19 protein-coding genes are annotated in these 23,888 nt (G+C 71.1%); 11 read left to right on the top strand and 8 right to left on the bottom strand.

What is annotated here, in order from left to right; all coding sequences use genetic code 11:
• Nucleotides 1-101 precede the first annotated feature (101 nt).
• From G9Q37_RS10535 to G9Q37_RS10550, 4 genes are read left to right on the top strand one after another with little or no spacing between them, the layout of a single operon-like run.
• Complete coding sequence (locus G9Q37_RS10535; protein ID WP_166227153.1) at nt 102-3,557, top strand: transglutaminase family protein; 3,456 nt, start codon at nt 102-104, stop codon at nt 3,555-3,557.
• Nucleotides 3,558-3,591: 34 nt separating this feature from the next.
• Nucleotides 3,592-6,180, top strand: a complete 2,589-nt coding sequence (locus tag G9Q37_RS10540) for a circularly permuted type 2 ATP-grasp protein (protein WP_166227154.1) — start codon at nt 3,592-3,594, stop codon at nt 6,178-6,180.
• Between the two features lie 11 nt (nt 6,181-6,191).
• Nucleotides 6,192-7,142 (top strand): transglutaminase family protein, encoded by a 951-nt coding sequence (locus tag G9Q37_RS10545; protein ID WP_166227155.1) that lies wholly within the window; start codon nt 6,192-6,194, stop codon nt 7,140-7,142.
• A 54-nt stretch (nt 7,143-7,196) separates the two neighbouring features.
• Complete coding sequence (locus tag G9Q37_RS10550) at nt 7,197-7,658, top strand: RidA family protein (protein WP_166227156.1); 462 nt, start codon at nt 7,197-7,199, stop codon at nt 7,656-7,658.
• On the opposite strand, the gene G9Q37_RS10555 is transcribed toward G9Q37_RS10550, so the two are convergent.
• From G9Q37_RS10555 to G9Q37_RS10570, 4 genes are read right to left on the bottom strand one after another with little or no spacing between them, the layout of a single operon-like run.
• Nucleotides 7,659-7,841 carry a hypothetical protein gene (locus G9Q37_RS10555; RefSeq protein ID WP_166227157.1) on the bottom strand — a complete coding sequence of 61 codons (183 nt, stop codon included), beginning with the start codon at nt 7,839-7,841 and terminating at the stop codon, nt 7,659-7,661.
• 12 nt (nt 7,842-7,853) lie between these two features.
• Nucleotides 7,854-8,969 carry a DNA glycosylase AlkZ-like family protein gene (locus tag G9Q37_RS10560; protein ID WP_166227158.1) on the bottom strand — a complete coding sequence of 372 codons (1,116 nt, stop codon included), beginning with the start codon at nt 8,967-8,969 and terminating at the stop codon, nt 7,854-7,856.
• Nucleotides 8,970-8,973: 4 nt separating this feature from the next.
• Complete coding sequence (gene parC, locus G9Q37_RS10565; protein WP_166227159.1) at nt 8,974-11,325, bottom strand: DNA topoisomerase IV subunit A; 2,352 nt, start codon at nt 11,323-11,325, stop codon at nt 8,974-8,976.
• Nucleotides 11,325-13,292, bottom strand: coding sequence for a DNA topoisomerase IV subunit B (locus G9Q37_RS10570; RefSeq protein WP_166227160.1), 1,968 nt, complete (start codon nt 13,290-13,292; stop codon nt 11,325-11,327). The genes parC and G9Q37_RS10570 overlap by 1 nt, the downstream gene beginning before the upstream one ends.
• A gap of 116 nt (nt 13,293-13,408) precedes the next feature.
• Between G9Q37_RS10570 and G9Q37_RS10575 the strand changes: the two genes are divergently transcribed.
• The 6 genes from G9Q37_RS10575 (at nt 13,409) to bamC (ending at nt 19,329) form a co-directional block, all read left to right on the top strand.
• On the top strand, nt 13,409-15,190 hold the full coding sequence (locus G9Q37_RS10575) for an ankyrin repeat domain-containing protein (protein WP_166227161.1): 1,782 nt from the start codon (nt 13,409-13,411) through the stop codon (nt 15,188-15,190).
• A gap of 124 nt (nt 15,191-15,314) precedes the next feature.
• On the top strand, nt 15,315-16,538 hold the full coding sequence (locus G9Q37_RS10580; RefSeq protein WP_166227162.1) for an MFS transporter: 1,224 nt from the start codon (nt 15,315-15,317) through the stop codon (nt 16,536-16,538).
• Nucleotides 16,535-16,660 (top strand): hypothetical protein, encoded by a 126-nt coding sequence (locus G9Q37_RS21945; RefSeq protein ID WP_277345043.1) that lies wholly within the window; start codon nt 16,535-16,537, stop codon nt 16,658-16,660. Before G9Q37_RS10580 ends, G9Q37_RS21945 begins: the two co-directional genes overlap by 4 nt.
• Nucleotides 16,660-17,223 carry a class I SAM-dependent methyltransferase gene (locus G9Q37_RS10585; protein WP_166227163.1) on the top strand — a complete coding sequence of 188 codons (564 nt, stop codon included), beginning with the start codon at nt 16,660-16,662 and terminating at the stop codon, nt 17,221-17,223. The genes G9Q37_RS21945 and G9Q37_RS10585 overlap by 1 nt, the downstream gene beginning before the upstream one ends.
• A gap of 83 nt (nt 17,224-17,306) precedes the next feature.
• Nucleotides 17,307-18,194 carry a 4-hydroxy-tetrahydrodipicolinate synthase gene (dapA, locus tag G9Q37_RS10590; RefSeq protein ID WP_166227164.1) on the top strand — a complete coding sequence of 296 codons (888 nt, stop codon included), beginning with the start codon at nt 17,307-17,309 and terminating at the stop codon, nt 18,192-18,194.
• Nucleotides 18,195-18,210: 16 nt separating this feature from the next.
• Nucleotides 18,211-19,329 (top strand): outer membrane protein assembly factor BamC, encoded by a 1,119-nt coding sequence (gene bamC / locus G9Q37_RS10595; RefSeq protein WP_166227165.1) that lies wholly within the window; start codon nt 18,211-18,213, stop codon nt 19,327-19,329.
• A gap of 27 nt (nt 19,330-19,356) precedes the next feature.
• Here the strand turns inward: bamC and G9Q37_RS10600 are convergent, their stop codons facing one another.
• Both G9Q37_RS10600 and G9Q37_RS10605 read right to left on the bottom strand, forming a co-directional pair.
• Nucleotides 19,357-19,890, bottom strand: a complete 534-nt coding sequence (locus G9Q37_RS10600; RefSeq protein ID WP_166227166.1) for a hypothetical protein — start codon at nt 19,888-19,890, stop codon at nt 19,357-19,359.
• A 13-nt stretch (nt 19,891-19,903) separates the two neighbouring features.
• Nucleotides 19,904-21,034 (bottom strand): cupin domain-containing protein, encoded by a 1,131-nt coding sequence (locus tag G9Q37_RS10605; RefSeq protein WP_166227167.1) that lies wholly within the window; start codon nt 21,032-21,034, stop codon nt 19,904-19,906.
• Between the two features lie 38 nt (nt 21,035-21,072).
• Between G9Q37_RS10605 and G9Q37_RS10610 the strand changes: the two genes are divergently transcribed.
• Entirely contained in the window at nt 21,073-21,615 is a 543-nt protein-coding gene (locus tag G9Q37_RS10610; protein ID WP_166231183.1) for an FKBP-type peptidyl-prolyl cis-trans isomerase, read from the top strand.
• A 29-nt stretch (nt 21,616-21,644) separates the two neighbouring features.
• Here G9Q37_RS10610 and dut read toward each other — a convergent pair whose 3' ends face one another.
• A complete protein-coding gene (gene dut / locus G9Q37_RS10615; RefSeq protein ID WP_166227168.1) occupies nt 21,645-22,094 on the bottom strand; it encodes a dUTP diphosphatase in 450 nt (149 codons plus the stop codon).
• Between the two features lie 10 nt (nt 22,095-22,104).
• Nucleotides 22,105-23,883, bottom strand: coding sequence for a TRAP transporter large permease (locus tag G9Q37_RS10620; protein ID WP_166227169.1), 1,779 nt, complete (start codon nt 23,881-23,883; stop codon nt 22,105-22,107).
• Nucleotides 23,884-23,888 lie beyond the last annotated feature (5 nt).

A 23,888-nucleotide genomic window follows, 5' to 3' on the forward strand; every position in this document is an offset into this window, starting at 1 on the left:
CGCCAGCGTCATGGTGTTGTGGCGCAGCTCTTGCTAGCATGGGCCGCAGCCGCGCACCCTGGCGCGCGGCGCCCCCGATCCCTCGCAGAAAGCCCCGTTGCATGGCCATCCACGTCGCCCTGAGCCACATCACGCACTACCGCTACGACCGCCTGGTGCGACTGGGCCCGCAGGTGATCCGCCTGCGCCCCGCGCCGCACGCGCGGGCCAAGGTGCTCTCGTATTCGCAGCGCATCGAGCCGGCCAACCACTTCATCAACTGGCAGCAGGACCCGTTCGCCAACCACCAGGCCCGGCTGGTGTTTCCCGAGCCCACCACCGAGTTCAAGATCACGGTGGACCTGGTGGTCGAGATGGCGGTGCACAACCCCTTCGACTTCTTCCTCGAGCCGCACGCCGAGCAGGTGCCCTTCGCCTACGCCGAGGCGCAGCGTGCCGAGCTCGCGCCCTACCTCGCCACCGAGCCGCTCACGCCGCTGCTGCAGGCCTACCTCGACGGCATCGACCGCGCGCCCCAGCGCACGGTGGACTTCCTGGTGCACCTGAACCAGCGGCTGCAGCAGGACATCGCCTACACCATCCGCATGGAGCCCGGCGTGCAGACGCCCGAGCAGACGCTGCAGCTCAAACGCGGCTCGTGCCGCGACAGCGGCTGGCTGCTGGTGCAGCTGCTGCGCCACCTGGGCCTGGCGGCGCGCTTCGTGTCGGGCTACCTGATCCAGCTCACGCCCGACGTGAAGGCCATCGACGGCCCCAGCGGCCCCGCGCAGGACTTCACCGACCTGCACGCCTGGTGCGAGGTGTTCCTGCCCGGCGCGGGCTGGATCGGCCTGGACCCGACCTCGGGCCTGCTCGCGGGCGAAGGCCACATTCCGCTGGCCTGCACGCCGCAGCCGGGCAGCGCCGCGCCTGTCGAGGGCCTGATGGACGAGGCCGAGGTGCAGTTCGAGCACCACATGCAGGTCACGCGCATCCACGAGTCGCCGCGCGTGACCAAGCCCTACACCGACGGGCAGTGGGCCGCGGTGCTCGCGCTCGGCGAGCAGGTGGACGCCGACCTGGTCAAACACGACGTGCGCCTCACGCAGGGCGGCGAGCCCACCTACGTGGCCACCGGCGACCGCGACGCCGCCGAATGGAACACCGACGCGCTCGGCCCGACCAAGCGCGGCTACGCCACCGAACTGCTCGACCGGCTGCGCGCGCAGTACGGCCACGGCGGCTTCGTGCACATGGGCCAGGGCAAGTGGTACCCGGGCGAGCAATTGCCGCGCTGGGCGCTCTCCGTGTTCTGGCGCGCCGACGGCCAACCCTGCTGGAACAACCCCGCGCTGCTGGCCGACGAGCGCGACGAGGCCCACCACAACAGCGACGACGCGCGCCGCTTCACGCAGGCGCTGGCGCGCCGCCTGGGCATCGCCACGCGCTACATCACGGCCGGCCACGAGGACACCTGGTACTACCTGTGGCGCGAGCGCCGCCTGCCGGTGAACGTGGACCCGTTCGACAGCAAGCTGTCCGACGAGCTCGAACGCGTGCGCCTGCGCCGCGTGTTCGACCAGGGGCTGGACGCCGTGGTGGGTTACGTGCTGCCGCTGCAGGCCAACGCGGGCAACCCCGCGCTCGGCGGCACAGTGTGGTCCACCGGCCCCTGGTTCTTCCGCGACGAGCGCATGTACCTCGTGCCCGGCGATTCGCCCATGGGCTACCGACTGCCGCTGGACTCGCTGCCCTGGGTGAGCGCGGGCGATCACCCCTACCACATCGAACAGGACCCGTTCACGCCGCGCGCACCCCTGCCGGCGGCCACGCCCTGGCGCCAGCAGTCGCGCGATTCGGCCGATGCCGCGTGGTTCGAGGCTTCGGCGCCGCGCGCGGCCGGCGCGGCCACGGGTGCCGGCACCGGTCCGAACACGGAGGCCGGCCCCGGACCCGCCAGTGCCAGCGCCGGCACGGCACGCGCGCCGCAGCGCGGCGAATCGGCCGGCTGGCTCACGCGCACCGCCCTGTGCGTCGAGGCGCGCGACCCGCAGCGCGCCAACGGCCCCAAGGCCGAAAAGGCCGAGGGCGGCAAACGCCAGCACCTCTACGTGTTCATGCCGCCGCTCGCGCGGCTCGAGGACTACCTGAACCTGCTGGCCGCGGTCGAAGACACGGCCGAACGCCTGAACCTGCCCATCGTGCTCGAGGGCTATCCGCCGCCGCGCGACCCGCGCCTGAAGGTGCTGCAGGTCACGCCCGATCCGGGTGTGATCGAGGTCAACATCCACCCCGCGCACAGTTGGGGCGAGCTGGTGGAGCACACCGAATTCCTGTACGAGGCCGCGCACCAGACGCGCCTGTGCGCCGAGAAGTTCATGACCGATGGCCGCCACACCGGCACCGGCGGCGGCAACCACTTCGTGCTCGGCGGCGCCACGCCGGCCGACTCGCCCTTTCTGCGCCGTCCCGACCTGCTCGGCAGCCTGCTGGGCTTCTGGCACAACCACCCCTCGCTCAGCTACCTGTTCAGCGGCCTGTTCATCGGCCCCACCAGCCAGGCCCCGCGCGTGGACGAAGCGCGCAACGACCAGTTGCACGAGCTCGAGATCGCGCTCGAACAACTCGATCGCGCCAAAGGCATCTACGGCGACCACGTGCCGCCGTGGTTCGTCGACCGCACGCTGCGCAACATCCTGATCGACGTCACCGGCAACACCCACCGCAGCGAGTTCTGCATCGACAAGCTCTACTCGCCCGACGGCCCCACCGGCCGGCTGGGCCTCCTCGAGCTGCGCGCCTTCGAGATGCCGCCGCACGCGCGCATGAGCGTGGCCCAGCAGCTGCTGCTGCGCGCGCTGGTGGCGCGCTTCTGGCAGCAGCCCTACAAGGCGCCGCTGGCGCGCTGGGGCACCGAGCTGCACGACCGCTGGCTGCTGCCCACCTATTTGCGCATGGACTTCGAAGACGTGATCGCCGAGCTGCGCGACTTCGGCTACGCCTTCGACATGGCCTGGTTCGCGCCGCATTTCGAGTTCCGCTTCCCGCTGATCGGCGAGGTCGCGGCGCGCGGCATCGAGCTCACGCTGCGCAGCGCGCTCGAGCCCTGGCACGTGATGGGCGAAGAAGGCGCCATCGGCGGCACCGTGCGCTACGTCGACTCCTCGCTCGAACGGCTCGAGGTGCACGTGCGCGGCTGGACCGACCGCCGCCACGCCATCACCTGCAACGGCCGTGTGCTGCCGCTGCACAGCACGGGCGTGGCCGGCGAGTACGTGGCCGGCGTGCGCTACAAGGCCTGGGCCCCGCCCTCGGCGCTGCACCCCTCGATCGGTGTGCACGCGCCGCTCACCTTCGACATCGTGGACACCTGGATGCAGCGTTCATTGGGCGGCTGCCGCTACCACGTGGCGCACCCGGGCGGACGCAACTACGACACCTTCCCCATCAACGCCTTCGAGGCCGAAAGCCGCCGCCTCGCGCGCTTCTTCCAGATGGGCCACACGCCCGGCCTCATGCAGGTGCAGGCCGAGGCGGTCAACCGTGAATTCCCGTGCACGCTGGACTTGAGGCGCTGATCGTGTTCGTGGGGGCCCGGGCATACTGCGCGCCGTGAACCAAGATCCCGGCGATTCGCTCTTCGACGCCCTGCTGCCCGAACAACCGGGCGAGTGGGCGCAGTCCCTGGCCATGCCCGCCGACGCAGGCCACCTCGACGAACTGCGCGGCGACGGCCCGCACGGCCTGGCCACCCCCTGGGCCGACTTCTTCGAGCACATCGGCCAGGAAGGCCTGGCCGACCTGAACCGCCGCGCCGAGAACCTGCAGCGCCAGATCCGCGACAACGGCGTCACCTACAACGTCTACGCCGACGAAGGCGGCCTGCAACGCCCCTGGTCGCTCGACCTCTTCCCCATGCTCGTGGGCCCGGCCGACTGGGCGCAGATCGAGGCCGGCGTGCACCAGCGCGCGCGCCTGCTCAACGCCATGATGGCCGACCTCTACGGCCCGCGCGAACTGCTCAAGCGCGCGCTGCTGCCCGCCGCGCTGGTGCAGGGCCACCCGGGCTACCTGCGCGCCATGCAGGGCGTGCGCCCGGCCGGCGGCACCTGGCTGCACATCGTGGGCTTCGACCTCGCGCACGGCCCCGACGGCCGCTGGTGGGTGGTGGGCCAGCGCACCCAGGCGCCCTCGGGCCTGGGCTACCTGCTCGAAAACCGCATCGCCATCGCGCGCCAGTTTCCCAAGGCCTTCGCGGGGCTGCGCGTGCAGCGCCTGGCCGCGAGCTACCGCGCGCTCATGGACGGCATCAAGGCCATCGCGCCCGAAGGCGAGAACGCGCGCATCGCGCTGCTCACGCCCGGCCCCTACAACGAAACCTACTTCGAGCACGCCTACCTCGCGCGCTACCTCGGCCTCATGCTGGTCGAGGGCAACGACCTCACGGTGCGCGACCAGCGCGTGTTCCTCAAGACGCTGGGCGGGCTCGAACCGGTGCACGCGCTGATCAAGCGCCTCGACGACGAATGGCTCGACCCGCTCGAGCTGCGCGCCGACTCCACCCTGGGCGTGCCCGGCCTGCTGCAGGCGCTGCGTGCGGGCAACCTGGTGCTGGCCAACGCGCCGGGCTCGGCGCCGCTCGAATCGAGCGCCCTGCTGGGCTTCCTGCCCGCCATCAGCGAGCACCTGCTCGGCGAACCGCTGGCCATGCCTTCCCTGGCCACCTGGTGGTGCGGCGAAGACGCGGCCCTGCGCAGCGTGCTGCCGCTGCTCAAGGGCGGCGTGATCAAGCCCACCTACCCGCGCTCGGGCCTGGAGACCGCGATCGGCCAGGCCCTGGGCGCTCGCGAGCTCGACGAGTGGTCGGGCCGCATGGCGCGCCGGCCCGAGGACTACACCGTGCAGTCCTGGCTGCCGCTGTCGCAAACGCCCACCTGGGACGGCGAACGCATCCTGCCGCGATCCACGCTGCTGCGCGTGTTCGCGCTCGCCGACGGCACGGGTTCGTGGCACGTGCTGCCGGGCGGCCTGGTGCGGCTGGCGCCGCGCGGGCAGCTCGTGGCCGCCATGCAACGCGGCGGCAGCAGCGCCGATTGCTGGGTGCTCACCGACGGCCCGGTCGACCACGCCACGCTCACGCAAAGCCAGCCCAGCACCTTCGCCATCGCGCAGCAGAAGCGCCCCGTGACCAGCCGCGCCGCCGAGAACCTGTTCTGGCTCGGCCGCTACACCGAACGCGCCGAGAACACCGTGCGCCTGGCCGAGATCGTGCTCGACCAGCTCGACGGCGAAGAGCCCGGCACGCCCGCGTTGCTGGCCTGGCTCTCGGCCGTGGCGCGCGAGAACGCGCTGGTGCTGCCCGACGCGCCCGACGCCACGCAGTCGTCGCGCGTGTTCGCGCGCTGCCTCATGGCCAACCTCGCGCCGCCGCCGCACGATCCGCAGGCCGGCAGCTCGTTCAGCGTGGGCTTCAACCTGGGCGCGCTCAAGGCCGCGGCCTCGCAGGTGCGCGAGCGGCTCTCGCGCGAGCACTGGAAGCTCATCGAGCTGACGCACGCGGGCTTCATGGGCTCGGCCGCGCAGCTCGCCGAAGACGCCGAGTACGCCACGGGCGAAGCGCAGTCCATGCTGCAGGAGGCCAGCGAGATGCTCGCCGCCATCACCGGCTCGCAGACCGACCGCATGGTGCGCGACGACGGCTGGCGGCTCTTGTCCGTGGGCCGCCACATCGAGCGCCTGATCACGCTCTCGCGCGCGCTCGCGCTGGGCCTGGAAACCGGCAGCCTGCACGAGCCCGCGGGCTTCGAGGCCATGGTGGCGCTGTTCGACTCCACCATCACCTTCCACGCGCAGTACCAGCAGCGCCGCGACATGGTCGCGCTGATCGACCTGCTGGTGCTCGACCCCGACAACCCGCGCTCGCTGGCCTGGGTGGTCAAGACCCTGCGCGCGCGCCTCGCGCGCCTGGGGCAGAACGTGGCGCCGCAAGACGCCGAGTTCGCGCGCGAACTGCCCGACCCCGCGCACTGGTCGCTCACCGAACTCAGCCACTGGCAGCGCGACGGCGACGGCCAGCGCCGCTGGAGCGCGCTCGCCAGCGTGCTGGCCGACTGCGAAATCGCGGCCATGGACCTGTCGGAGGCCATCGCGCGGCTGCACTTCAGCCACGCCGACCGCCGCAGCCAGAGCCTGAGCGCCTGAGGAAGCCCGCCATGGAGCTGCGCATCCGCCATTGCACCACCTACCGCTACCAGAGCCCGGTGGACATGGCGCAGCACATGCTGCACCTCACGCCGCGCGAAACCGCCACGCAGCGCGTGCTCGCGCACCGGCTGGCGATCGCGCCCGAGCCCGCCACCGTGCACCAGACCAAGGACGCGCACGGCAACCTGCGCACCTTTTTTGCGCAGGAAGCACCACACGAGGCGCTGAGCGTGCTGGCCGACAGCACGGTACACACCCGCGCGCCCCAGCCCCTGCCCGAAGGCGCACCATGGCGGGGCATGGCCTGGGAGCGCGTGCGCGAGCACTTCCGCTACCGGGTGAACGCGCCCTACGAGGCCGCGGCCGAGTTCGTCTTCGCCTCGCCCATGGTGCCGCGCGACGAGGCCTTCAGCGAATGGGCGCGCCCGGCCTTCGAACCCGGCCTGCCGCTGCTGCAGGCCGCGCGCGCGCTGATGGAGCGCATCCACACCGAGCTGCGCTACGAAACCGCGAGCACCGAGGTCAACACGCCCGCGCTCGAAGCGCTGGCCCAGGGCAAGGGCGTGTGCCAGGACTTTGCGCACATCATGATCGGCTGCCTGCGCAGCCTGGGCCTGCCCGCGCGCTACGTGAGCGGCTACCTGCTCACGCAGCCGCCGCCGGGCAAGCCGCGCCTGATCGGCGCCGACGCCTCGCACGCCTGGGTGTCGGTCTACGCGCCGGCCAGCGGCGACACGCCGGGCCAGTGGTTCGACTTCGACCCCACCAACAACCGCTGCGGCGCGGGCAGCCCGGGCGAGGACTACGTGGTCCTGGCGATCGGCCGCGACTTCAGCGACGTCTCGCCCATGCGCGGCGTGATCCAGGGCGGCGCGCAGCACACGCTCGAGGTGGCGGTGACGGTGGCGCCGCCGGCGGAACTGGAAGGGCGCGAGCTCGATCCGCGCGAAGGGCACTGACGCACCGGTCGATAGAATCGATCGCTCCTTTCAACCGCCTTCCTGGAGCGACCGATGAGCGCACTCGCCAAGCTCAAGCAACTGGGCATCACCCTGCCCCCCGTGGCCGTCCCGGCCGCCGCCTACGTGCCCTTCGTGCAGACCGGCAACCTCGTGTTCATCAGCGGCAACATCGCGCGCAAAAACGGCCAGGCCTGGGTCGGCCAGCTCGGCCTGACCATGACCACCGAAGAAGGCAAGGAAGCCGCGCGCTCGGTGGCCATCGCCCTGATGGGCACGCTGCAGGCGGCCTGCGAAGCGGCCGGCAAGACGCTCGACGACGTCAAGCGCATCGTCAAGGTCATGAGCCTGGTCAACAGCACACCCACCTTCACCGAGCAGCACCTGGTCACCAACGGCTGCAGCGAACTGCTGGGCGAGGTCTTCGGCTCGGCCCACGCGCGCAGCGCCTTCGGCGTGGCGCAGTTGCCCATGGGCGCCTGCGTGGAGATCGAGCTGATCGCCGAGCTGGGCTGATCAGCGTTGCTGGCGGCGCGCGTTCGCGCGCCGTACCTGGCGGCTCTGCGTGGCCTCAGCGGTCGCTTTCTCGCGCGCCGCGCGGCGCTGCATGACACGCCGCGTGGCCCAGCGCGACAGCGCAAACGCCACAAGGCCCACGGCCATGGCGATCAACACACCGGTGATCTCACCCGATTGCATGGTCTTGACTCCTCAGGTCGGGCGCGCATAGCCCGACAAACACACCTCGAGGCGCGCCAACTCTTCGTCGAGCGCACGCCGGAACGCCGGGTCGCGCGGTGCGCGGCCCGACACGAAGCCCGGTGCCGGCAGCAGCCGGCCGTCCTGCATCCGCAGGTTGATCCAGCCCGGCACCTGTTCGCCCCACAGCAGGGGCAGCGCGTAGTGGCCCATGGTGCGGCGCGCCGCGGGCAGGTAGGCCTCGAAGCGGTAGGCCCAACCCCACAACAGCTCGAAACGGCGGCGGTCCCACACCACCGGGTCGAAGGGCGCGAGCACGCGCACGGCGTCGGCCGGCCGGTGGCGGCGCGAGGCGGGGTTTTCGTCGGCGGGCCAGAACCAGGCCGTGCCGTCCACCACCGCGTGGCCATAGCGCTGGCGCGCGGCCTTCGCCACGGCGCGCGCTTCGACCGCCAGATGGGGCGCGCCATAGCGCAGCAGCGTCACCAGGTAGCCGAGGCTGGCCGCGGGCAGCGGCGCGTAGAGGTTCACGATGGCGTCGACCAGGGCCTCGGCGCGGGCGCGCCGCGCCGCGGGGCTGTCTTCATGCGCGGGGTGCTGCATGGCCTCGTACAAGCGCGTGCCGCCCTCGCGGCGGCGCACGCGCAGCCAGCCGTGGTGGTGCATCTGGTCGAGCAGCCGCGTGCTGGCGTTGAGTTCGCCGCCCCAGTAACCGGCCACGCGGCCATGGTGCGCAAAGGCCTCGCCCACGTCGCGCGGATGCACCACACCACGCTCGCGCACGAACGCCAGCACCTCGCTGGCGCGGCGCGCGGTGGCCGCGTCCCAGGGGCGGCGCGGCGCACGCGGGTGCAGCAGGCCGAACAGGCTGCGCGGCACGAAACCGTAGTTGACGAATGCGTCTTCCTCGAGACCGAGGCGCTCGTAGCCGCGTTCGAGATCGCCAGCGCGGTAGCCACGCACGCGCTGGAACAGGATCAGGTCTTGCGCGCGGGCGGGGGCACGCAGGGGGTCGGCCTGCACGAAGCCCAGCCGCCGCACCGCGGCCGGCAAGGCCTGCGGTGCGAACAGGCTGCGGGCGATCGCGTGGCGGCGCAGCGCATCGGTCGTGAGCGCGGCGCCGGCCACCGCGTCACTCCACGCGCGTGATGCGCGCGGGCTTGAAGCCCAGATCGGCCGCCTTGCCCTTGCGGCCGCGGCCGGCCTTGGCGTTGTTGAGGCTGCGGATCTCCAGCGTCTCGTCGCGTTCCTTGCCGCCGCGGCCGATGCCTTCGATCTTCACGCTGCGCGTATAGGCCGCGGCGCCCGCGAGCGTGTCCTTGGGTTCGAGGTCGATCAGCATCAGGCCGCGACCGCCCTTGTCCATCTGCTTGAGCTCGCCGATCTCGAAGGTGAGGATGCGCCCGCCGGTGGACGCGCAGCACACGTGCGTGGCCGGCGCGAGCGGCTGGCTGCCGGTGGTGAAGGCCGCGTGCGAGGGTGCGCACGGCACCTCGCCCTCGCCGAGGTTGATGAAGGTCTTGCCGCCCTTCTGGCGCGAAATCATCGATTCGACCGTGGCGATGAAGCCGTAGCCGCCGCTGCTGCTCAGGAGCAGCGCCGCGTTGGCCGGGCCGGCGAAGTAGTGCAGCGGCTGGGTGCCGCTTTCCAGGTCGATCAGCGTGGTCACGGGCTGGCCGTCGCCGCGCGCGCCGGGCAGGCTGGCCACGGGCACCGAGTACACGCGGCCGTTGCTGCCGATCACGATCAGCGTGTCCACCGTGCGGCACTCGAAGGTGCCGTACAGGCCGTCACCGGCCTTGAAGGCGAAGGCGCCGGCGTCGTGGCCGTGGCCCGTGCGCGCACGCACCCAGCCCTTGCTCGACACCACCACCGTCACCGGCTCGTCGACCACCTTGATCTCGGCCACGGCCTTCTTCTCGGCCTGGATCAGCGTGCGGCGCTCGTCGGCGAAGACCTTGGCGTCGGCCTCGATCTCCTTGACCATCAGGCGGCGCAGGCTGCTCGGGTTGGCCAGGATGTCTTCGAGACGGCCCTGCTCTTCGCGCAGTTCCTTGAGCTCCTGCTCGATCTTGATGGCTTCGAGCCGCGCGAGCTGGCGCAGCCGGATTTCGAGGATGTCCTCAGCCTGGCGATCGCTCAGGCGGAAGGCCTCGATCAGCGCGGACTTGGGCTCGTCGCTGTGGCGGATGATGCGGATCACCTCGTCGATGTTGAGCAGCACGAGCTGCCGGCCTTCGAGGATGTGGATGCGGTCGAGCACCTTGTCGAGCCGGTGCTGCGAACGCCGCGTGATGGTGGTCTGGCGGAACTCGATCCACTCGAGCAGCATCTGGCGCAGCGATTTCTGCACCGGCCGGCCGTCGAGCCCGATCACCGTGAGGTTGATCGGCGCCGAGGTCTCCAGGCTGGTGTGCGCGAGCAGCTGCGTGATGAGCTCCTGCTGCTCGATGCGGCTGCTCTTGGGCTCGAACACCAGGCGCACCGGCGCGTCCTTGCTCGACTCGTCGCGCACGCCGTCGAGCACCGCGAGCACGCTGGCCTTGAGCTGGTTCTGCTCCTGCGTGAGCGCCTTCTTGCCGGCCTTGACCTTGGGGTTGGTGAGCTCCTCGATCTCTTCGAGCACCTTCTGCGAACTCGTGCCCGGCGGCAGTTCGGTGACCACGAGCTGCCACTGGCCGCGCGCGAGGTCTTCGATCTTCCAGCGCGCGCGCACCTTGAGGCTGCCGCGGCCCGTGCGGTAGGCGTCGGCGATGTCGCCCGCGGGGCTGATGATCTGGCCGCCGCCCGGGTAGTCGGGGCCGGGGATCAGGGCGAACAGCTCGTCGTCGCCCAGCTTGGGGTTCTTCACCAGCGCCACGCAGGCATCGGCCACCTCGCGCAGGTTGTGGCTGGGCACCTCGGTGGCCAGGCCCACGGCGATGCCGCTCGCGCCGTTGAGCAGGTTGAAGGGCAGGCGCGCGGGCAACTGCCGGGGCTCGGTGGTGGAGCCGTCGTAGTTGGGCACGAAGTCGACCGTGCCCATGTCGATCTCGTCGAGCAGCAGCGTGCTGATCTTGGCCAGCCGCGCCTCGGTGTAGCGCATGGCCGCGGCGCCGTCGCCGTCGCGCGAGCCGAAGTTGCCCTGGCCGTCGATCAGCGGGTAGCGCTGTGCAAAGTCCTGCGCCATGCGCACCAGCGCGTCGTAGGCGGCCTGGTCGCCGTGCGGGTGGAAGCGGCCGAGCACGTCGCCCACCACGCGCGCGCTCTTCACGGGGCGCGCGGGCGTGTTGTTGTTGGGCCCGCCGTAGCTCAGGCCCATGCGGTCCATGCTGTAGAGGATGCGGCGCTGCACCGGCTTCTGGCCGTCGCACACGTCGGGCAGGGCGCGGCCCTTCACCACGGAGAGCGCGTACTCGAGGTAGGCGCGCTGCGCGTAGGCGGCCAGGCTGTCGTCGGGCTCGGCCGTCGCCAGGGGCAGTTCGGGGGTGGTCTCGTCGGTCATCAGATGTCCACCTCCACGGCGTCACCGTGGAGTTCCATGAGTTCGCGGCGGGCGGCGGCTTCGCCTTTGCCCATGAGCTGGGTGATGCGCGCTTCGGTGGTCGCGAAGTCGTGCGCGCCCAGGGTGACGGGCAGCAGGCGGCGCGTGTCGGGGTTGAGCGTGGTGTCCCAGAGCTGCTCGGCGCTCATCTCGCCCAGGCCCTTGAAGCGGCTCACCTGGCATTTGTCGGCGGGCACGCCTTCCTTGGCGGCTTTGTCCAGGATGGCCTGCAGCTCGCCGTCGTCGAGCGCGTACACCTTGGCCGCGGGCTTCTTGCCGCGCGCGGGAATGTCCACGCGAAACAGCGGCGGGCGCGCCACGTACACGTGGCCGGCCTCGATCAGCTTGGGGAAGTGGCGGAAGAACAGCGTGAGCAGCAGCACCTGGATGTGCGACCCGTCCACGTCGGCGTCCGACAGGATGCAGACCTTGCCGTAGCGCAGGCCGCTCAGGTCGGGCGTGTCGTTGGGGCCGTGCGGGTCGACGCCGATAGCCACCGCGATGTCGTGGATCTCGTTGTTGGCGAACAGGCGGTCGCGCTCGACCTCCCAGGTGTTGAGCACCTTGCCGCGCAGCGGCAGGATGGCCTGGCATTCCTTGTCGCGGCCCATCTTGGCGCTGCCGCCGGCCGAATCGCCCTCGACCAGAAAGATCTCGTTGTGGCCGAGGTCGCGGCTCTCGCAGTCGGTGAGCTTGCCGGGCAGCACGGCCACGCCGCTGCCCTTGCGCTTCTCCACCTTCTGGCCCGCGCGCTGGCGCGTCTGCGCGGCCTTGATGGCGAGCTCGGCGAGCTTCTTGCCGTGCTCCACGTGCTGGTTGAGCCAGAGCTCGAGCGCGGGGCGCACGTAGCTCGACACCAGGCGCACCGCGTCGCGCGAGTTCAGGCGCTCCTTGATCTGGCCCTGGAACTGCGGGTCGAGCACCTTGGCGCTCAGCACGTAGCTGGCGCGCGCGAACACGTCTTCGGGCAGCAGCTTCACGCCCTTGGGCAGCAGCGCGTGCAGCTCGATGAAGCCCTTGACGGCCTGGAACAGGCCGTCGCGCAGGCCGCTGTCGTGCGTGCCGCCGGCGCTGGTGGGGATCAGGTTGACGTAGCTCTCGCGCACCGGAGCGCCGTCTTCGGTGAAGGCCACGCACCAGGCCGCGCCCTCGCCCTCGGCGAAGCTGTCGTGCCCGCTTTCGGCGTAGCCCTCGCCCTCGAACATGGGAATCACCGGATCGGCGGTGAGCGTTTGCTGCAGGTAGTCGCGCAGGCCGCCCTTGTACTGCCAGGTCTGCACGTCCCGGGTCTTCTCGACCACGAGCTGCATGGTCACGCCGGGCATGAGCACGGCCTTGCTGCGCAGCAGGTGCACCAGCTCGTTCATGGGCAGCGCGGCCGACTCGAAGTACTTCGCGTCGGGCCAGGCGCGCACCGTGGTGCCCTGCTTGCGGTCGCCCTCGCCGCGCGCGGCCACGGCCAGCGGCTCGATCACGTCGCCGCCCGAAAAGGCCAGACGCGCCACCTGGCCATCGCGGAAGCTGATCACCTCCAGGCGCTGCGACAGTGCGTTGGTCACGCTCACGCCCACGCCGTGCAGGCCGCCCGAGAAGCTGTACGCGCCGCCCTTGCCCTTGTCGAACTTGCCGCCCGCGTGCAGCCGGGTGAACACCAGCTCGACCACGGGGGCCTTTTCTTCGGGGTGCAGGCCGAAGGGAATGCCGCGGCCTTCGTCTTCCACGCTCACCGAACCGTCGGTGTGCAGCGTGACCTTGATCTTCTTGCCGAACCCCGCCAGGGCCTCGTCGGCCGCGTTGTCCAGCACCTCCTGGATGATGTGCAGCGGGTTGTCGGTGCGGGTGTACATGCCCGGCCGCTGCTTGACCGGCTCCAGCCCCTTGAGGACGCGGATGGAGCCTTCGGAATAGGTGGATGGGGTGCTTGCCATGGGCGCGGATTGTAGGGGTGGATGGCGCAAACCACTGGATGCCCATACAGACCATCGCGCAGCGGGCTTGCGGCGCAACAATCGGACCGCTGCCTCCACCGCTCCGCGCCTTCGCCATGCCCCTGACCCCGCACGCCACCGCCTGCCCCGGCGCCCGCCGCCGCCGGCTCCGGGCCGCCGCCCCCGCCCTCCTTCTGGCGCTGCTGGCGGCGCTGCCCACCGGGGCGTTGTGGGCGCAGACCGCCGCGCCCCCGGCCGCGGCGGGCCAGCCGGCCCCGGCCCGGTCGCCGGCGCAGTGGCAGGCCTTGCTGGTGGCCGCCCGGCACAGCGCGGGGAGCCAGGCCTTCGAGTACCGGGCCGCCATCTACCCCAGCCTGGGCCAGGCACGGCTGGCCAGCTTCAGCGGCCTGGCGCGCAGCGTCACCACCCGGCAGGCGGCCAACCTGGTCGAGCCGGTGCCGCCGGTGCGCCGTGCCCTGCGCGATCTGCTGGTGCCGGGCACACGCTCGGCCCCCATCGAGGCGCCGCTGCCCAACAACGCCGGCCCGGGTTGGGTGGTGGTGGAGCTCGTGGCCCGAACGCCCGCCACGCTGGCGCTCGACCCCGGGCCGGCCTTCGAGGCCTGGGCCGCGCGCATGGTGCAACAGGGCCGGCTGCCACACCCCGACCAGCTGCTGGCAGACGCCCAGGCGCGCACCCAGGCCGCGTTCTGGGACACACGCCAGGCCGCGCAAATCGCCGCGCTGCCCGCGGGGCTCGATGCCAACACCCGCTTCGGCGACGACACCACGCCCCTGGTGCGCGCCGTGCAGCGGCGCGACCTGGCCGCCGTGCGCGCCCTGCTCGACCGCGGCGCCGACCCCAACCGCTGCACACCCCTGGGCTGCCCGCTCGACGTGGCCAGCGCCGTGCTCGACGGCCCCACCTTTGCCGCCTGGCTCGACGAGCTGAGCGGGCGCGGTGCGCGCATCGACGCGCTCGACAGCACCTGGCGCGGCAGCGCCAATACCCTGCTGACCAGCGCCATCCTGCGTGAGAACGACGCGCTCACCGATCTGCTGATCGCGCGCGGCGCCTCGCCCGACGGCGCGCCCGGCGCGCTCATGACCCCGCTGCAGGCCGCCGCGCTGATGGGCAAGCGGCCGCTCGCCCAGGCCCTGCTCGAGCGCGGCGCCGACCCGCTGCCGTTCAACGACCGCGCCCCCGCGCCGCCGCCCGTGATGCGCTACAGCCTGTACCAGGGCGCGCTCGAAAGCGGCGACACCGCCCTGGCCACCTGGGCCGAGGGCGTGATGCTCGACGCTGCGAAACGCCGTCCGGGCCTGGGCTACCAGGTCTTCATCGAGCAGGGAGGCCAGCGCAGCGCATTGCCGCGCGACGGCGTGCTGCGCCTGAAAGCCGCGCCGTTCCGGCTCGTGGTGCGCTTCAACGATCCAACCCAGGGCAGCCTGCAGATCGGCGCCTCGCTGGCGCACGAATGGCTGCAGGAGGTGCGCAGCGGTGACCGCCGCAACGCCATGTTCCATCCCTACTCGTCGGGTGCCACGGCCGAACCGCCTTCGCCCGCGTCGTACGAACTGTTCGCCTCACGCGCTTGCACCGCGACCGTGCCCGCCGACGGCCTGTGCGACGGCGCTTTCATGGCGCTGCAGACCGACCCCGGCCTGCGCAAGGATTTCCACGAGCAGCGGCCCGCCGCGTCCGGCGCCGCCAGCGAATACGTTCGCGAATTCCGCGCGCTGGCCGACGTCTCCAGCGCGCAGCCGGCCGATGCACAGCCACTCGAATCGCTCAAAGGCCGCACGCTGCACCTCGTGGCCACCAGCGTGGTGAACCTGGGCACGCTCGACGGCCTGCGGCTGGTGGCGCCGCATTTCGTGCGGCTCGAGCTGCGCTGAGCCGCTCGATCCTGTCGCCCACGCGTCACCGATGCGCGCCGCGACACAATCCCGTGCGGAACTTTCAAGACCGCGGTGCAGCCCCGGGCCCGACAGGGGCAGCCATTCCGGCTAGAGTGCCGGGATGTCCACGCACCGCCCCCTTTCCGCCGCCCAGGTGCTCGCCTGCGGTGCCCTCATCGTCACCCTCTCCATGGGCATCCGCCACGGCTTCGGCCTGTGGCTGCAGCCCATCACCCAGGCCCAGGGCTGGACGCGCGAAACCTTCGCCTTCGCGCTGGCCGTGCAGAACATCGCCTGGGGCCTGTTCGGCATCTTCGCGGGCATGGCGGCCGACCGCTTCGGCGCCTTCCGCGTGCTCATCGTCTGCGCGGGGCTCTACGGCCTGGGGCTGGCGGGCATGGCGCTGTCCACCTCCACCCTCGGCTTCGCGCTCACCACCGGCGTGCTGATCGGCGCCGCGCAGGCCGGCACCACCTACGCCGTGATCTACGGCGTCATCGGCCGCCAGCTGCCGGCCGAGAAGCGCTCGTGGGCCATGGGCGTGGCCGCGGCCGCGGGCTCGTTCGGCCAGTTCCTCATGGTGCCGGTCGAAGGCCAGCTGATCGAGAGCCTGGGCTGGCAGAACGCGCTGCTGGTGCTGGCCGTGGCGGTGCTGCTGATCGTGCCGCTGGCCGTGGGCCTGCGCGAGCCCGGCTTCGGCGGCGCCACCGCCGTCAAGCGCGAGCAGACCATCGCCCAGGCGCTGCGCGAGGCCTTCCGGTACCGCAGCTTCCAGCTGCTCATGGCGGGCTACTTCGTGTGCGGCTTCCAGGTGGTGTTCATCGGCGTGCACATGCCCAGCTACCTCAAGGACAACGGCCTGTCGCCCCAGGTGGCGAGCTACGCGCTGGCGCTGATCGGACTGTTCAACGTGTTCGGCACCTACGCCGCGGGCGCGCTCGGCCAGCGCATGGCCAAGCGCCACATCCTGGCCTTCATCTACCTCGCGCGCGCCGTGGCCATTGCGCTGTTCCTGTGGGCGCCGCTCACACCCATGAGCGTGTACATCTTCGCCGGCGTCATGGGCCTGCTGTGGCTGTCCACCATCCCGCCCACCAACGCCACGGTGGCGCAGATCTTCGGCGTGGCCCACCTGTCCATGCTCGGCGGCTTCGTGTTCTTCAGCCACCAGATCGGCAGCTTCCTGGGCGTGTGGCTGGGCGGCTACCTCTACGACCGCACCGGCAGCTACGACATCGTCTGGTACATCGCGATCGCGCTCGGCGTGTTCGCGGCGATCGTGAACCTGCCGGTGCGCGAAGCGCCGATTGCGCGCGCACCGCGCGCCGCCGGGGCCGCGGCATGACCAGGGTCCAGCGCGCCCTGGCCTGGGCCGCGGCGATAGGCCTGCTGCTGGCCACCTTCACGCTGTACCAGCGCCCGGGCTTCCTGGTCGACATGGCCGACCGCCTCTGGAGCTGCTTCTGATGCACGGCAACGAAGCGGCTTCGGCCTGGGTGCGGCGCTGGTCGCACCTGGTGCCCGCGGGCGGCGAGGTGCTCGACCTGGCCTGCGGGCGCGGGCGCCACCTGCGCTGGTTCGCCGAGCGCGGCCACCCGGTCACGGGTGTGGACCGCGATCCCGAAGCCATTGCGGCCATCGCCCCGGTCGCGGGCCCCGGGCGCGCGCTGCTGGCCGACATCGAGAACGGCCCCTGGCCGCTGCCGGGCCAGACCTTCGCGGGCGTGGTCGTCACGAACTACCTCTGGCGCGCCCTGCTGCCGCAGATCGTGGCCAGCGTCGCCGAGGGCGGCGTGCTCATCTACGAAACCTTCGGCAGCGACCACGCCACGGTGGGCAAGCCCTCGCGGCCCGATTTCCTGCTGCGGCCCGGGGAACTGCTGGCCGCTGCCGGCGGTCTTCGCACGGTGGCGTACGAAGACGGCTTCTGTGAATCCCCCGACCGCTTCGTGCAACGCCTGGTGGCGGTGCGCGAGCGCCGCCCCGACGGTGCACCACCGCCCCGCTACCGGCTCGAAAGCGCGGGGTAGACGCTGGGTAGAATGCACCGCTCACCCGCCCTCCGAGGGCGCCCGGCGTGCCCGTTTGCAACACGCCGACACAACGATCCGCCATGCACATGATCACCGGCAGCATCGTGGCCCTGGCCACCCCGTTCAACCCCGACGGCAGCGTCGATTACGCCGGCCTTCGCAAGCTGGTCGACTGGCACATCGCCGAAGGCACCGACTGCATCGGCGTCGTCGGCACCACGGGCGAATCGCCCACGGTTTCGGTCGAGGAACACTGCGAGATCATCCGCGTCGCGGTGGAACAGGCCAACAAGCGCGTGCCCATCATGGCCGGCTGCGGCGCCAACTCCACTGCCGAGGCCATCAACCTCGCCAAGTTCGCGCGCGGCGTGGGTGCCGACTGCCAGCTGCAGGTCGTGCCCTACTACAACAAGCCCACGCAAGAGGGCCAGTACCAGCACTTCAAGGCCATCGCCGAGGCCACGGGCGACCTGCCCATCGTGCTCTACAACGTGCCCGGCCGCAGCGTGGCCGACATGCAGCACGACACCGTGCTGCGCCTGACCCAGGTCAAGGGCATCGTGGGCATCAAGGAGGCCACCGGCAACATCGAGCGCGCGCAATGGCTGATCCGCGACGTGCCCGCGGGCTTCGCCGTGTATTCGGGCGACGACCCCACCGCCGTGGCGCTCATGCTCTGCGGCGGCCATGGCAACGTGAGCGTCACCGCCAACGTGGCCCCGCGCGACATGCACGAGCTCTGCGTGGCCGCCATCGCGGGCGACTCGAAGAAGGCCATGGCGATCCAGAAGCGCCTCATGCCCGTGCACAAGCAGCTGTTCTGCGAAGCCAACCCCATCCCGCTCAAATGGGCCATGTCGCGCATGGGCCTGTGCGGCGAAACCATGCGCCTGCCGCTCACCCCCATGTCGCGCCACCTGGTGCCGCAGGTCGAAGCCGCGCTGCGCGACGCCGGCCTGTTGAAATAACCCACCCGTCTAGCCGATGCGCCAACTTGCCCGCTCCACCCGCCCGCTCCACCGGCTGGGCCTCATTGCCTGCGCCGCCCTGCTGGTGTCGGGTTGCTCGATCCTCAAAGAGGACAAGATCGACTACAAGAGCGCGCAGCGCGGCAGCTCGCTCGACGTGCCGCCCGACCTGACCCAGCTCAGCCGCGACACGCGCTACGTGGTGCCCGGAGCGGCCGTCACGGCCAGCGGCTACCAGACCAGCCAGACCAGCGGCGCGAGCGCCCCGGGCGCCGGCACGGCGCCGCTGCAGGTGGGCGACGTGCGCATCGAGCGCTCGGGCAGCCAGCGCTGGCTCGTCGTCAACCGCGCGCCCGCGCAGCTCTGGGGCCCCATCCGCGACTTCTGGCAGGAAAACGGCTTCCTGCTCGATGTCGACCAGGAAACCCTGGGCATCATGGAAACCGACTGGGCCGAGAACCGCGCCAAGATCCCGCAGGACATCATCCGCAACACCATCGGCCGCCTGTTCGACAGCCTCTACTCCACCGGCGAGCGCGACAAGTTCCGCACCCGCCTGGAGCGCAACGCCAGCGGCGGCACCGAAATCTACGTGTCGCACCGCGGCATGGCCGAGGTGTATTCCACGCGCGAGAAAGACCAGACCGTGTGGCAGCCGCGCCCGGCCGATCCCGAGCTCGAGGCCGAATTCCTGCGCCGTCTGATGGTCAAGCTCGGCGTGGCCGAAGCCCAGGCGCAATCGGTGGTCGCCACCGCGCCCGCGGCCCGCCAGACCGCTCGCGTGACCACGGTGGGCAACCAGCCGGTGCTGCAGTTCAACGACAACTTCGACCGCGCCTGGCGGCGTGTGGGCCTGTCGCTCGACCGCAGTGGCTTCACCGTGGAAGACCGCAACCGCAGCGAAGGCACCTACTTCGTGCGTTATGTCGAACCCGTGCAGCCCACGAGCAAACCCGGCTTCTTCAGCCGCCTGTTCGGGTCGGACGACAAGCAGCCCACGCCGCAGCGCTACCGCATCCTCGTCAAGAGCGTGGACGACACCACCACGGTGTCGGTGCTCGACGCCCAGGGCAAGCCCGACGCCTCGCAGAACGCGCAGCGCATCGTGCAGTTGCTCGCCGGGGACCTCAACTGACACCCCCGCCGCGCTGCGCGCGGCGTATCACAGGCCCAGGGTCGTGGCCGCGAAGGCCGGGCGCCCTTTGGCCCACCAGTCGTCCAGGCGCTCAGCGAGCGCCACGCGGCGTTCGGCGCTGCGCTCGGCCACGAGCGTGCAGCGCACCGGGTCGAGCCGTTCCAGGGTCCATGTCGGGGTCCAGATGACCCCGGGTATTTCGTGCGGCGAGGCCTGCGGCACGCCGTGCGCCTCCACCAGGTGCGACCAGGTGGTGCGCCACTGCACGAAGCGCGGGTGCTGCTGGCGCAACAGCGCGAAGTCGCGCGCCAGCAGGCGCAGCCGGCGGCCCTGACGGGCCCAGGCGTTCAGGCCCTCCACCACCGCGCGCTCACCGAGCGGCCAGCCGTCGAAGTTGTCGTCGGCCAGCACGATGCCCGACCAGCCTTCGGCCGCCGCCGCGGCCATGGCCGCGCGCACCGCATCGCCGAAGGCCACGCGGCCGACGAGGCGGCCTTCGGGCAGCGCGGCCGGGACGTGTGGACCGGGCGGGTTCGCGGGGCTGGGGGCGTCGGGGTTCATCGGGTCTCCGGGCTCAGGGGGTGTCGGTGTCGCGGTGCAGCCAGCCCGCGTCGTGCCAGTCACCCAGCAGCGCCTGCGCCTCGGGGCTCGCGCGCTGCACCTCGCGCGCGCTCAGGGCGCGGCGGTCGGCCAGGCGGCGCATCAGGCGCGCATCGGCGCCCGCGGCGCGCAGGCCTTCGCCGTTGATGAAGACGAAGCGGTCGTCGTACATCATGCGCGTGCGCCGGTCGAGCGACAAGGCGCCGGGCGTCCAGGGCTGGGCGGGCTCGTCGAACCAGGTGTGGGGCTTGGGCTCGGTCATGACTTCGCCCAGCGAGAGCGCGAGCGCCTCGGGCCGCGCGAGCGCGCGCTGCACCGCGTCGTGCGCGAAGGCCAGCAGGTCGGCGGGCAGGCGGGCCGGCGTGTCGGTGGCGGCCTGCTGCGGGTCGCGGTAGAGCACCGGGTCTTCGATCTCGTCGGCCAGGCGCTGCAACAGTTCTTCGGCCAGGCCGCCGCGCTGCGGGGCGCGGAAGCCGATCGAGCAGGTCATGCAGTCACCGCCCACGGCATCGCCGTCGTGGGCCCAGCGCGGCGGCAGGTAGAGCATGTCGCCGGCCTCGAGCACGAACTCTTCCTCGGGCTCGAAATTCGCGAGGATCTTGAGCGGCACGTCGCCGCGCAGGCTCAGGTCGCGCTGGCGGCCGACGCGCCAGCGGCGCCGGCCCGAGGCCTGCAGCAGGAACACGTCGTAGCTGTCGAAGTGCGGGCCCACGCCGCCGCCGTCGCTGGCCCAGGAGATCATGAGGTCGTCGAGCCGCGCGTCGGGCACGAAGCGAAAGCGCTGCAGCAGTTCATGCGCCGCCGGCACGTGCAGGTCCACGCCCTGCACCAGCAGCGTCCAGCCAGCGCGCCCCACGGGCGGCAGCGCGCGGCGCGCGAAGGGGCCGTGGCGCAGGGTCCAGGTGTCGTCGCGGCGCGCGATCAGGCGCGATTCCACGCCCTCGCGGCCCGCGAGATCGAACAGCGCGCTGCGCTCGATCGGCGGCCGCATGCCGGGCACGGCCTGGCGGATCAACAAGGGCTTTTTCTGCCAGTGGCGGCGCATGAAGCGCGCGGGCGTGAGGCCGCCCAGCAGCGGCAAGGCGGTGTCGGGGGAAAGGCTCATGGGAGAATTGTCGGATGAAATCCAAGGACCAAGACCCGATGACCGTCACGCCGCAGTGCGTGGTGGCGCTCACCTGGACGCTCAAGGACACGCTGGGCGAAGAACTCGACACGCTCGACGACCCGGTGGAGTTCCTGGTGGGGGGCAACGACCTGCTGGGCAAGATCGAAGAAGCGCTGCAGGGCCACCAGGCCGGCGATGCGCTGCAACTGCACCTGGAGCCCGTGGACGCCTTCGGCGACTACGACGACCGGCTGCTGTTCCTCGAACCGCGCGAGCGCTTTCCCGCCGAACTCGAGGTGGGCATGGGCTTCGAGGGCCTGCCCCCGGGCTGCAACCCCACCGCGCCGCGCGACCGCCTGTTCTTCGTGAGCGACATCTACCCCGACCACGTGGTGCTCGACGGCAACCACCCGCTCGCGGGCATCGCGCTGCGCATCCACCTCAAGCTGCACGCGGTGCGCGAGGCCACCGAGGAAGAGATCGGCGCGGGCACGCTGGGCACGGGCTTCTTCCGCACGCAGATCGATGCGCCGGACAGCGACGGCGACGACGACAGCGCGCCGCACACCCTGCACTGAGGGCCGCGGGGCCCTGCCCCCGGCGCGGCTCAGCCGCGCCCGGTCGAGCCGTAGCCGCCCGCGCCGCGCGCGCTTTCGGCGCTGAAGTCGTTCACGACGTTGAAGCGCGCCTGCACCACGGGCACGATCACCATCTGCGCCAGGCGCTCCATGGGCTGGAGCGTGAAGGCCACGTCGCTGCGGTTCCAGGCGCTCACCATGAGCTGGCCCTGGTAATCGCTGTCGATCAGGCCCACGAGGTTGCCGAGCACGATGCCGTGCTTGTGGCCCAGCCCCGAGCGCGGCAGGATCAGCGCCGCATAGCCCGGGTCGGCCAGGTGCACCGCCAGCCCCGTGGGCACGAGCTGCCAGGCATTGGGTTCGAGCGTGAGCGGCGCGTCCAGGCAGGCGCGCAGGTCGAGGCCGGCGCTGCCGGGCGTGGCGTAGGCGGGAAGCTGGTCCGCCATGCGCGGGTCCAGCACCTTCACATCGATCAGCACGGCCGGCCCCTCACTTCTTCTCGTTCTTGAGGCTTTCCTGCAAAGCCTTCATCGGGTCTTCCTCGGTCGACGCCGCCGGCTCCTCTGCGGGCTTGAGCGGGTCGGCCTCGCCCTCGGCGGCCGGTTCTTCGTCTTCCGCCGGCGGCGCCATGTCCTGCAGCATTTCCTGCACGGTCTCGTTGTCGACCTTCACGGCCTGGCCGATGTGGCCCGTGACGAGGTTCGGGTAGGCGATGACCACCACCACCATGATGATCTGCAGGATGATGAAGGCGATCGAACCCTTGTAGATCTGCGCCGTGGTCACCGCCGGGATCAGCTTGCCCGTGACCTTGTCGGTGTAGTCCTGCCGCGCGGCCACGCTGCGCAGGTAGAACAGCGCGAAGCCGAAGGGCGGCGTGAGGAACGAGGTCTGCAGGTTCATCGCGAGGATCACGCCGAACCAGATCAGGTCGATGTCCAGGCTCTGCGCCACCGGCGCCAGCAGCGGCACCACGATGAAGGCGATCTCGAAGAAGTCGATGAACATGCCCAGCACGAAGACCAGGAAGTTCACGAAGATCAGGAAGCCGAGCTGGCCGCCGGGCAGTTTGTCGAACAGGTGCTCGACCCAGATGTGGCCGTCGGCGGCGTTGAAGGTGAAGCTGAAGACGGTGGAGCCGATCAGGATGAACAGCACGAAGATCGACAGCTTGGTGGTGTTCTCCATGGCTTCGCGCAGCAGCTTCATGCTGAGCGTGCGGCGGCCGGCCGCCATGATGAGCGCGCCCAGCGCGCCCATGGCGCCGCCTTCGGTGGGCGTGGCCACACCCAGGAAGATGGTGCCCAGCACCAGGAAGATCAGCACCAGCGGCGGGATGAGCACGAAGGTGACCTGCTCGGCCAGGCGCGAGAGCAGGCCCAGGCGCAACAGGCGGTTGAGCAGCGCAATCGCCAGCGCGAGCACCGAGCCCACGGTGATGGACATGATCACCACCTCGTCGCCGCCGGCCGCTATTTCGCGCCCGATCATGGGATTGATGATGGCCTCGTGCTGCGTGGACCAGTACCAGCTCGCGGCCGCGCACACGGCCAGCAGCACCAGCAGCGAGCGGTGGCCCGAGGCGCCGTTGGGCTCGGTGTAGATGCGCGCCTCGGGCGGCAGGGCGGGCACCCACTTGGGCAGCACGATGGCCACGCCTGCGATGAAGAGCAGGTAGAGGCCCACGAGCATCAGGCCCGGGACCAGCGCGCCCGCGTACATGTCGCCCACCGAGCGGCCGAGCTGGTCGGCCAGCACGATCAGCACCAGCGAGGGCGGGATGGCCTGCGCCAGCGTGCCCGACGCGGTGATGGTGCCCATGGCGATGGTGCGGTTGTAGCCGTAGCGCAGCATGATGGGCAGCGAGATCAGGCCCATGGAGATCACCGCGGCCGCGACCACACCGGTGGTGGCCGCGAGCAGCGCGCCCACCAGCACCACGGCCACGGCCAGGCCGCCACGCACCGGCCCGAACACCTGGGCGATGGTGGAGAGCAGGTCCTCGGCCATGCGGCTGCGCTCGAGGATGATGCCCATCAGCGTGAAAAAGGGAATGGCGAGCAGCGTGTCGTTCTGCATGATGCCGAACACGCGCAGCGGCAGGGCCTGGAACAGGTTGGACGGGAACAGCCCGACCTCCATGCCGATGTAGCCGAAGAACAGGCCGGTGGCGGCCAGCGAGAAGGCCACCGGAAAACCCGACAGCAGGAAGATCAGCAGGCCGCAGAACAGCAGCGGCACGAAGTTGGCGGTGATGAAGGCGGTCATGGCGG

It is taken from the genome of Hydrogenophaga crocea (genome assembly GCF_011388215.1).
Classification (GTDB): domain Bacteria; phylum Pseudomonadota; class Gammaproteobacteria; order Burkholderiales; family Burkholderiaceae_C; genus Hydrogenophaga; species Hydrogenophaga crocea.

Bases quoted from the DNA above. Each gene is read 5' to 3' on its own strand.
- G9Q37_RS10545 (WP_166227155.1), top strand. From the start codon at position 6,192: ATGGAGCTGCGCATCCGCCATTGCACCACCTACCGCTACCAGAGCCCG.
- G9Q37_RS10570 (WP_166227160.1), bottom strand. From the start codon at position 13,292: ATGGCAAGCACCCCATCCACCTATTCCGAAGGCTCCATCCGCGTCCTC.
- G9Q37_RS10600 (WP_166227166.1), bottom strand. From the start codon at position 19,890: ATGAACCCCGACGCCCCCAGCCCCGCGAACCCGCCCGGTCCACACGTC.
- G9Q37_RS10555 (WP_166227157.1), bottom strand. From the start codon at position 7,841: ATGCAATCGGGTGAGATCACCGGTGTGTTGATCGCCATGGCCGTGGGC.
- dapA (WP_166227164.1), top strand. From the start codon at position 17,307: ATGCACATGATCACCGGCAGCATCGTGGCCCTGGCCACCCCGTTCAAC.
- G9Q37_RS10580 (WP_166227162.1), top strand. From the start codon at position 15,315: ATGTCCACGCACCGCCCCCTTTCCGCCGCCCAGGTGCTCGCCTGCGGT.
- bamC (WP_166227165.1), top strand. From the start codon at position 18,211: ATGCGCCAACTTGCCCGCTCCACCCGCCCGCTCCACCGGCTGGGCCTC.
- G9Q37_RS10550 (WP_166227156.1), top strand. From the start codon at position 7,197: ATGAGCGCACTCGCCAAGCTCAAGCAACTGGGCATCACCCTGCCCCCC.
- parC (WP_166227159.1), bottom strand. From the start codon at position 11,325: ATGACCGACGAGACCACCCCCGAACTGCCCCTGGCGACGGCCGAGCCC.
- G9Q37_RS10585 (WP_166227163.1), top strand. From the start codon at position 16,660: ATGCACGGCAACGAAGCGGCTTCGGCCTGGGTGCGGCGCTGGTCGCAC.
- G9Q37_RS10620 (WP_166227169.1), bottom strand. From the start codon at position 23,883: ATGACCGCCTTCATCACCGCCAACTTCGTGCCGCTGCTGTTCTGCGGC.
- G9Q37_RS10535 (WP_166227153.1), top strand. From the start codon at position 102: ATGGCCATCCACGTCGCCCTGAGCCACATCACGCACTACCGCTACGAC.
- G9Q37_RS10610 (WP_166231183.1), top strand. From the start codon at position 21,073: ATGACCGTCACGCCGCAGTGCGTGGTGGCGCTCACCTGGACGCTCAAG.
- G9Q37_RS21945 (WP_277345043.1), top strand. From the start codon at position 16,535: ATGACCAGGGTCCAGCGCGCCCTGGCCTGGGCCGCGGCGATAGGCCTG.
- G9Q37_RS10575 (WP_166227161.1), top strand. From the start codon at position 13,409: ATGCCCCTGACCCCGCACGCCACCGCCTGCCCCGGCGCCCGCCGCCGC.
- G9Q37_RS10605 (WP_166227167.1), bottom strand. From the start codon at position 21,034: ATGAGCCTTTCCCCCGACACCGCCTTGCCGCTGCTGGGCGGCCTCACG.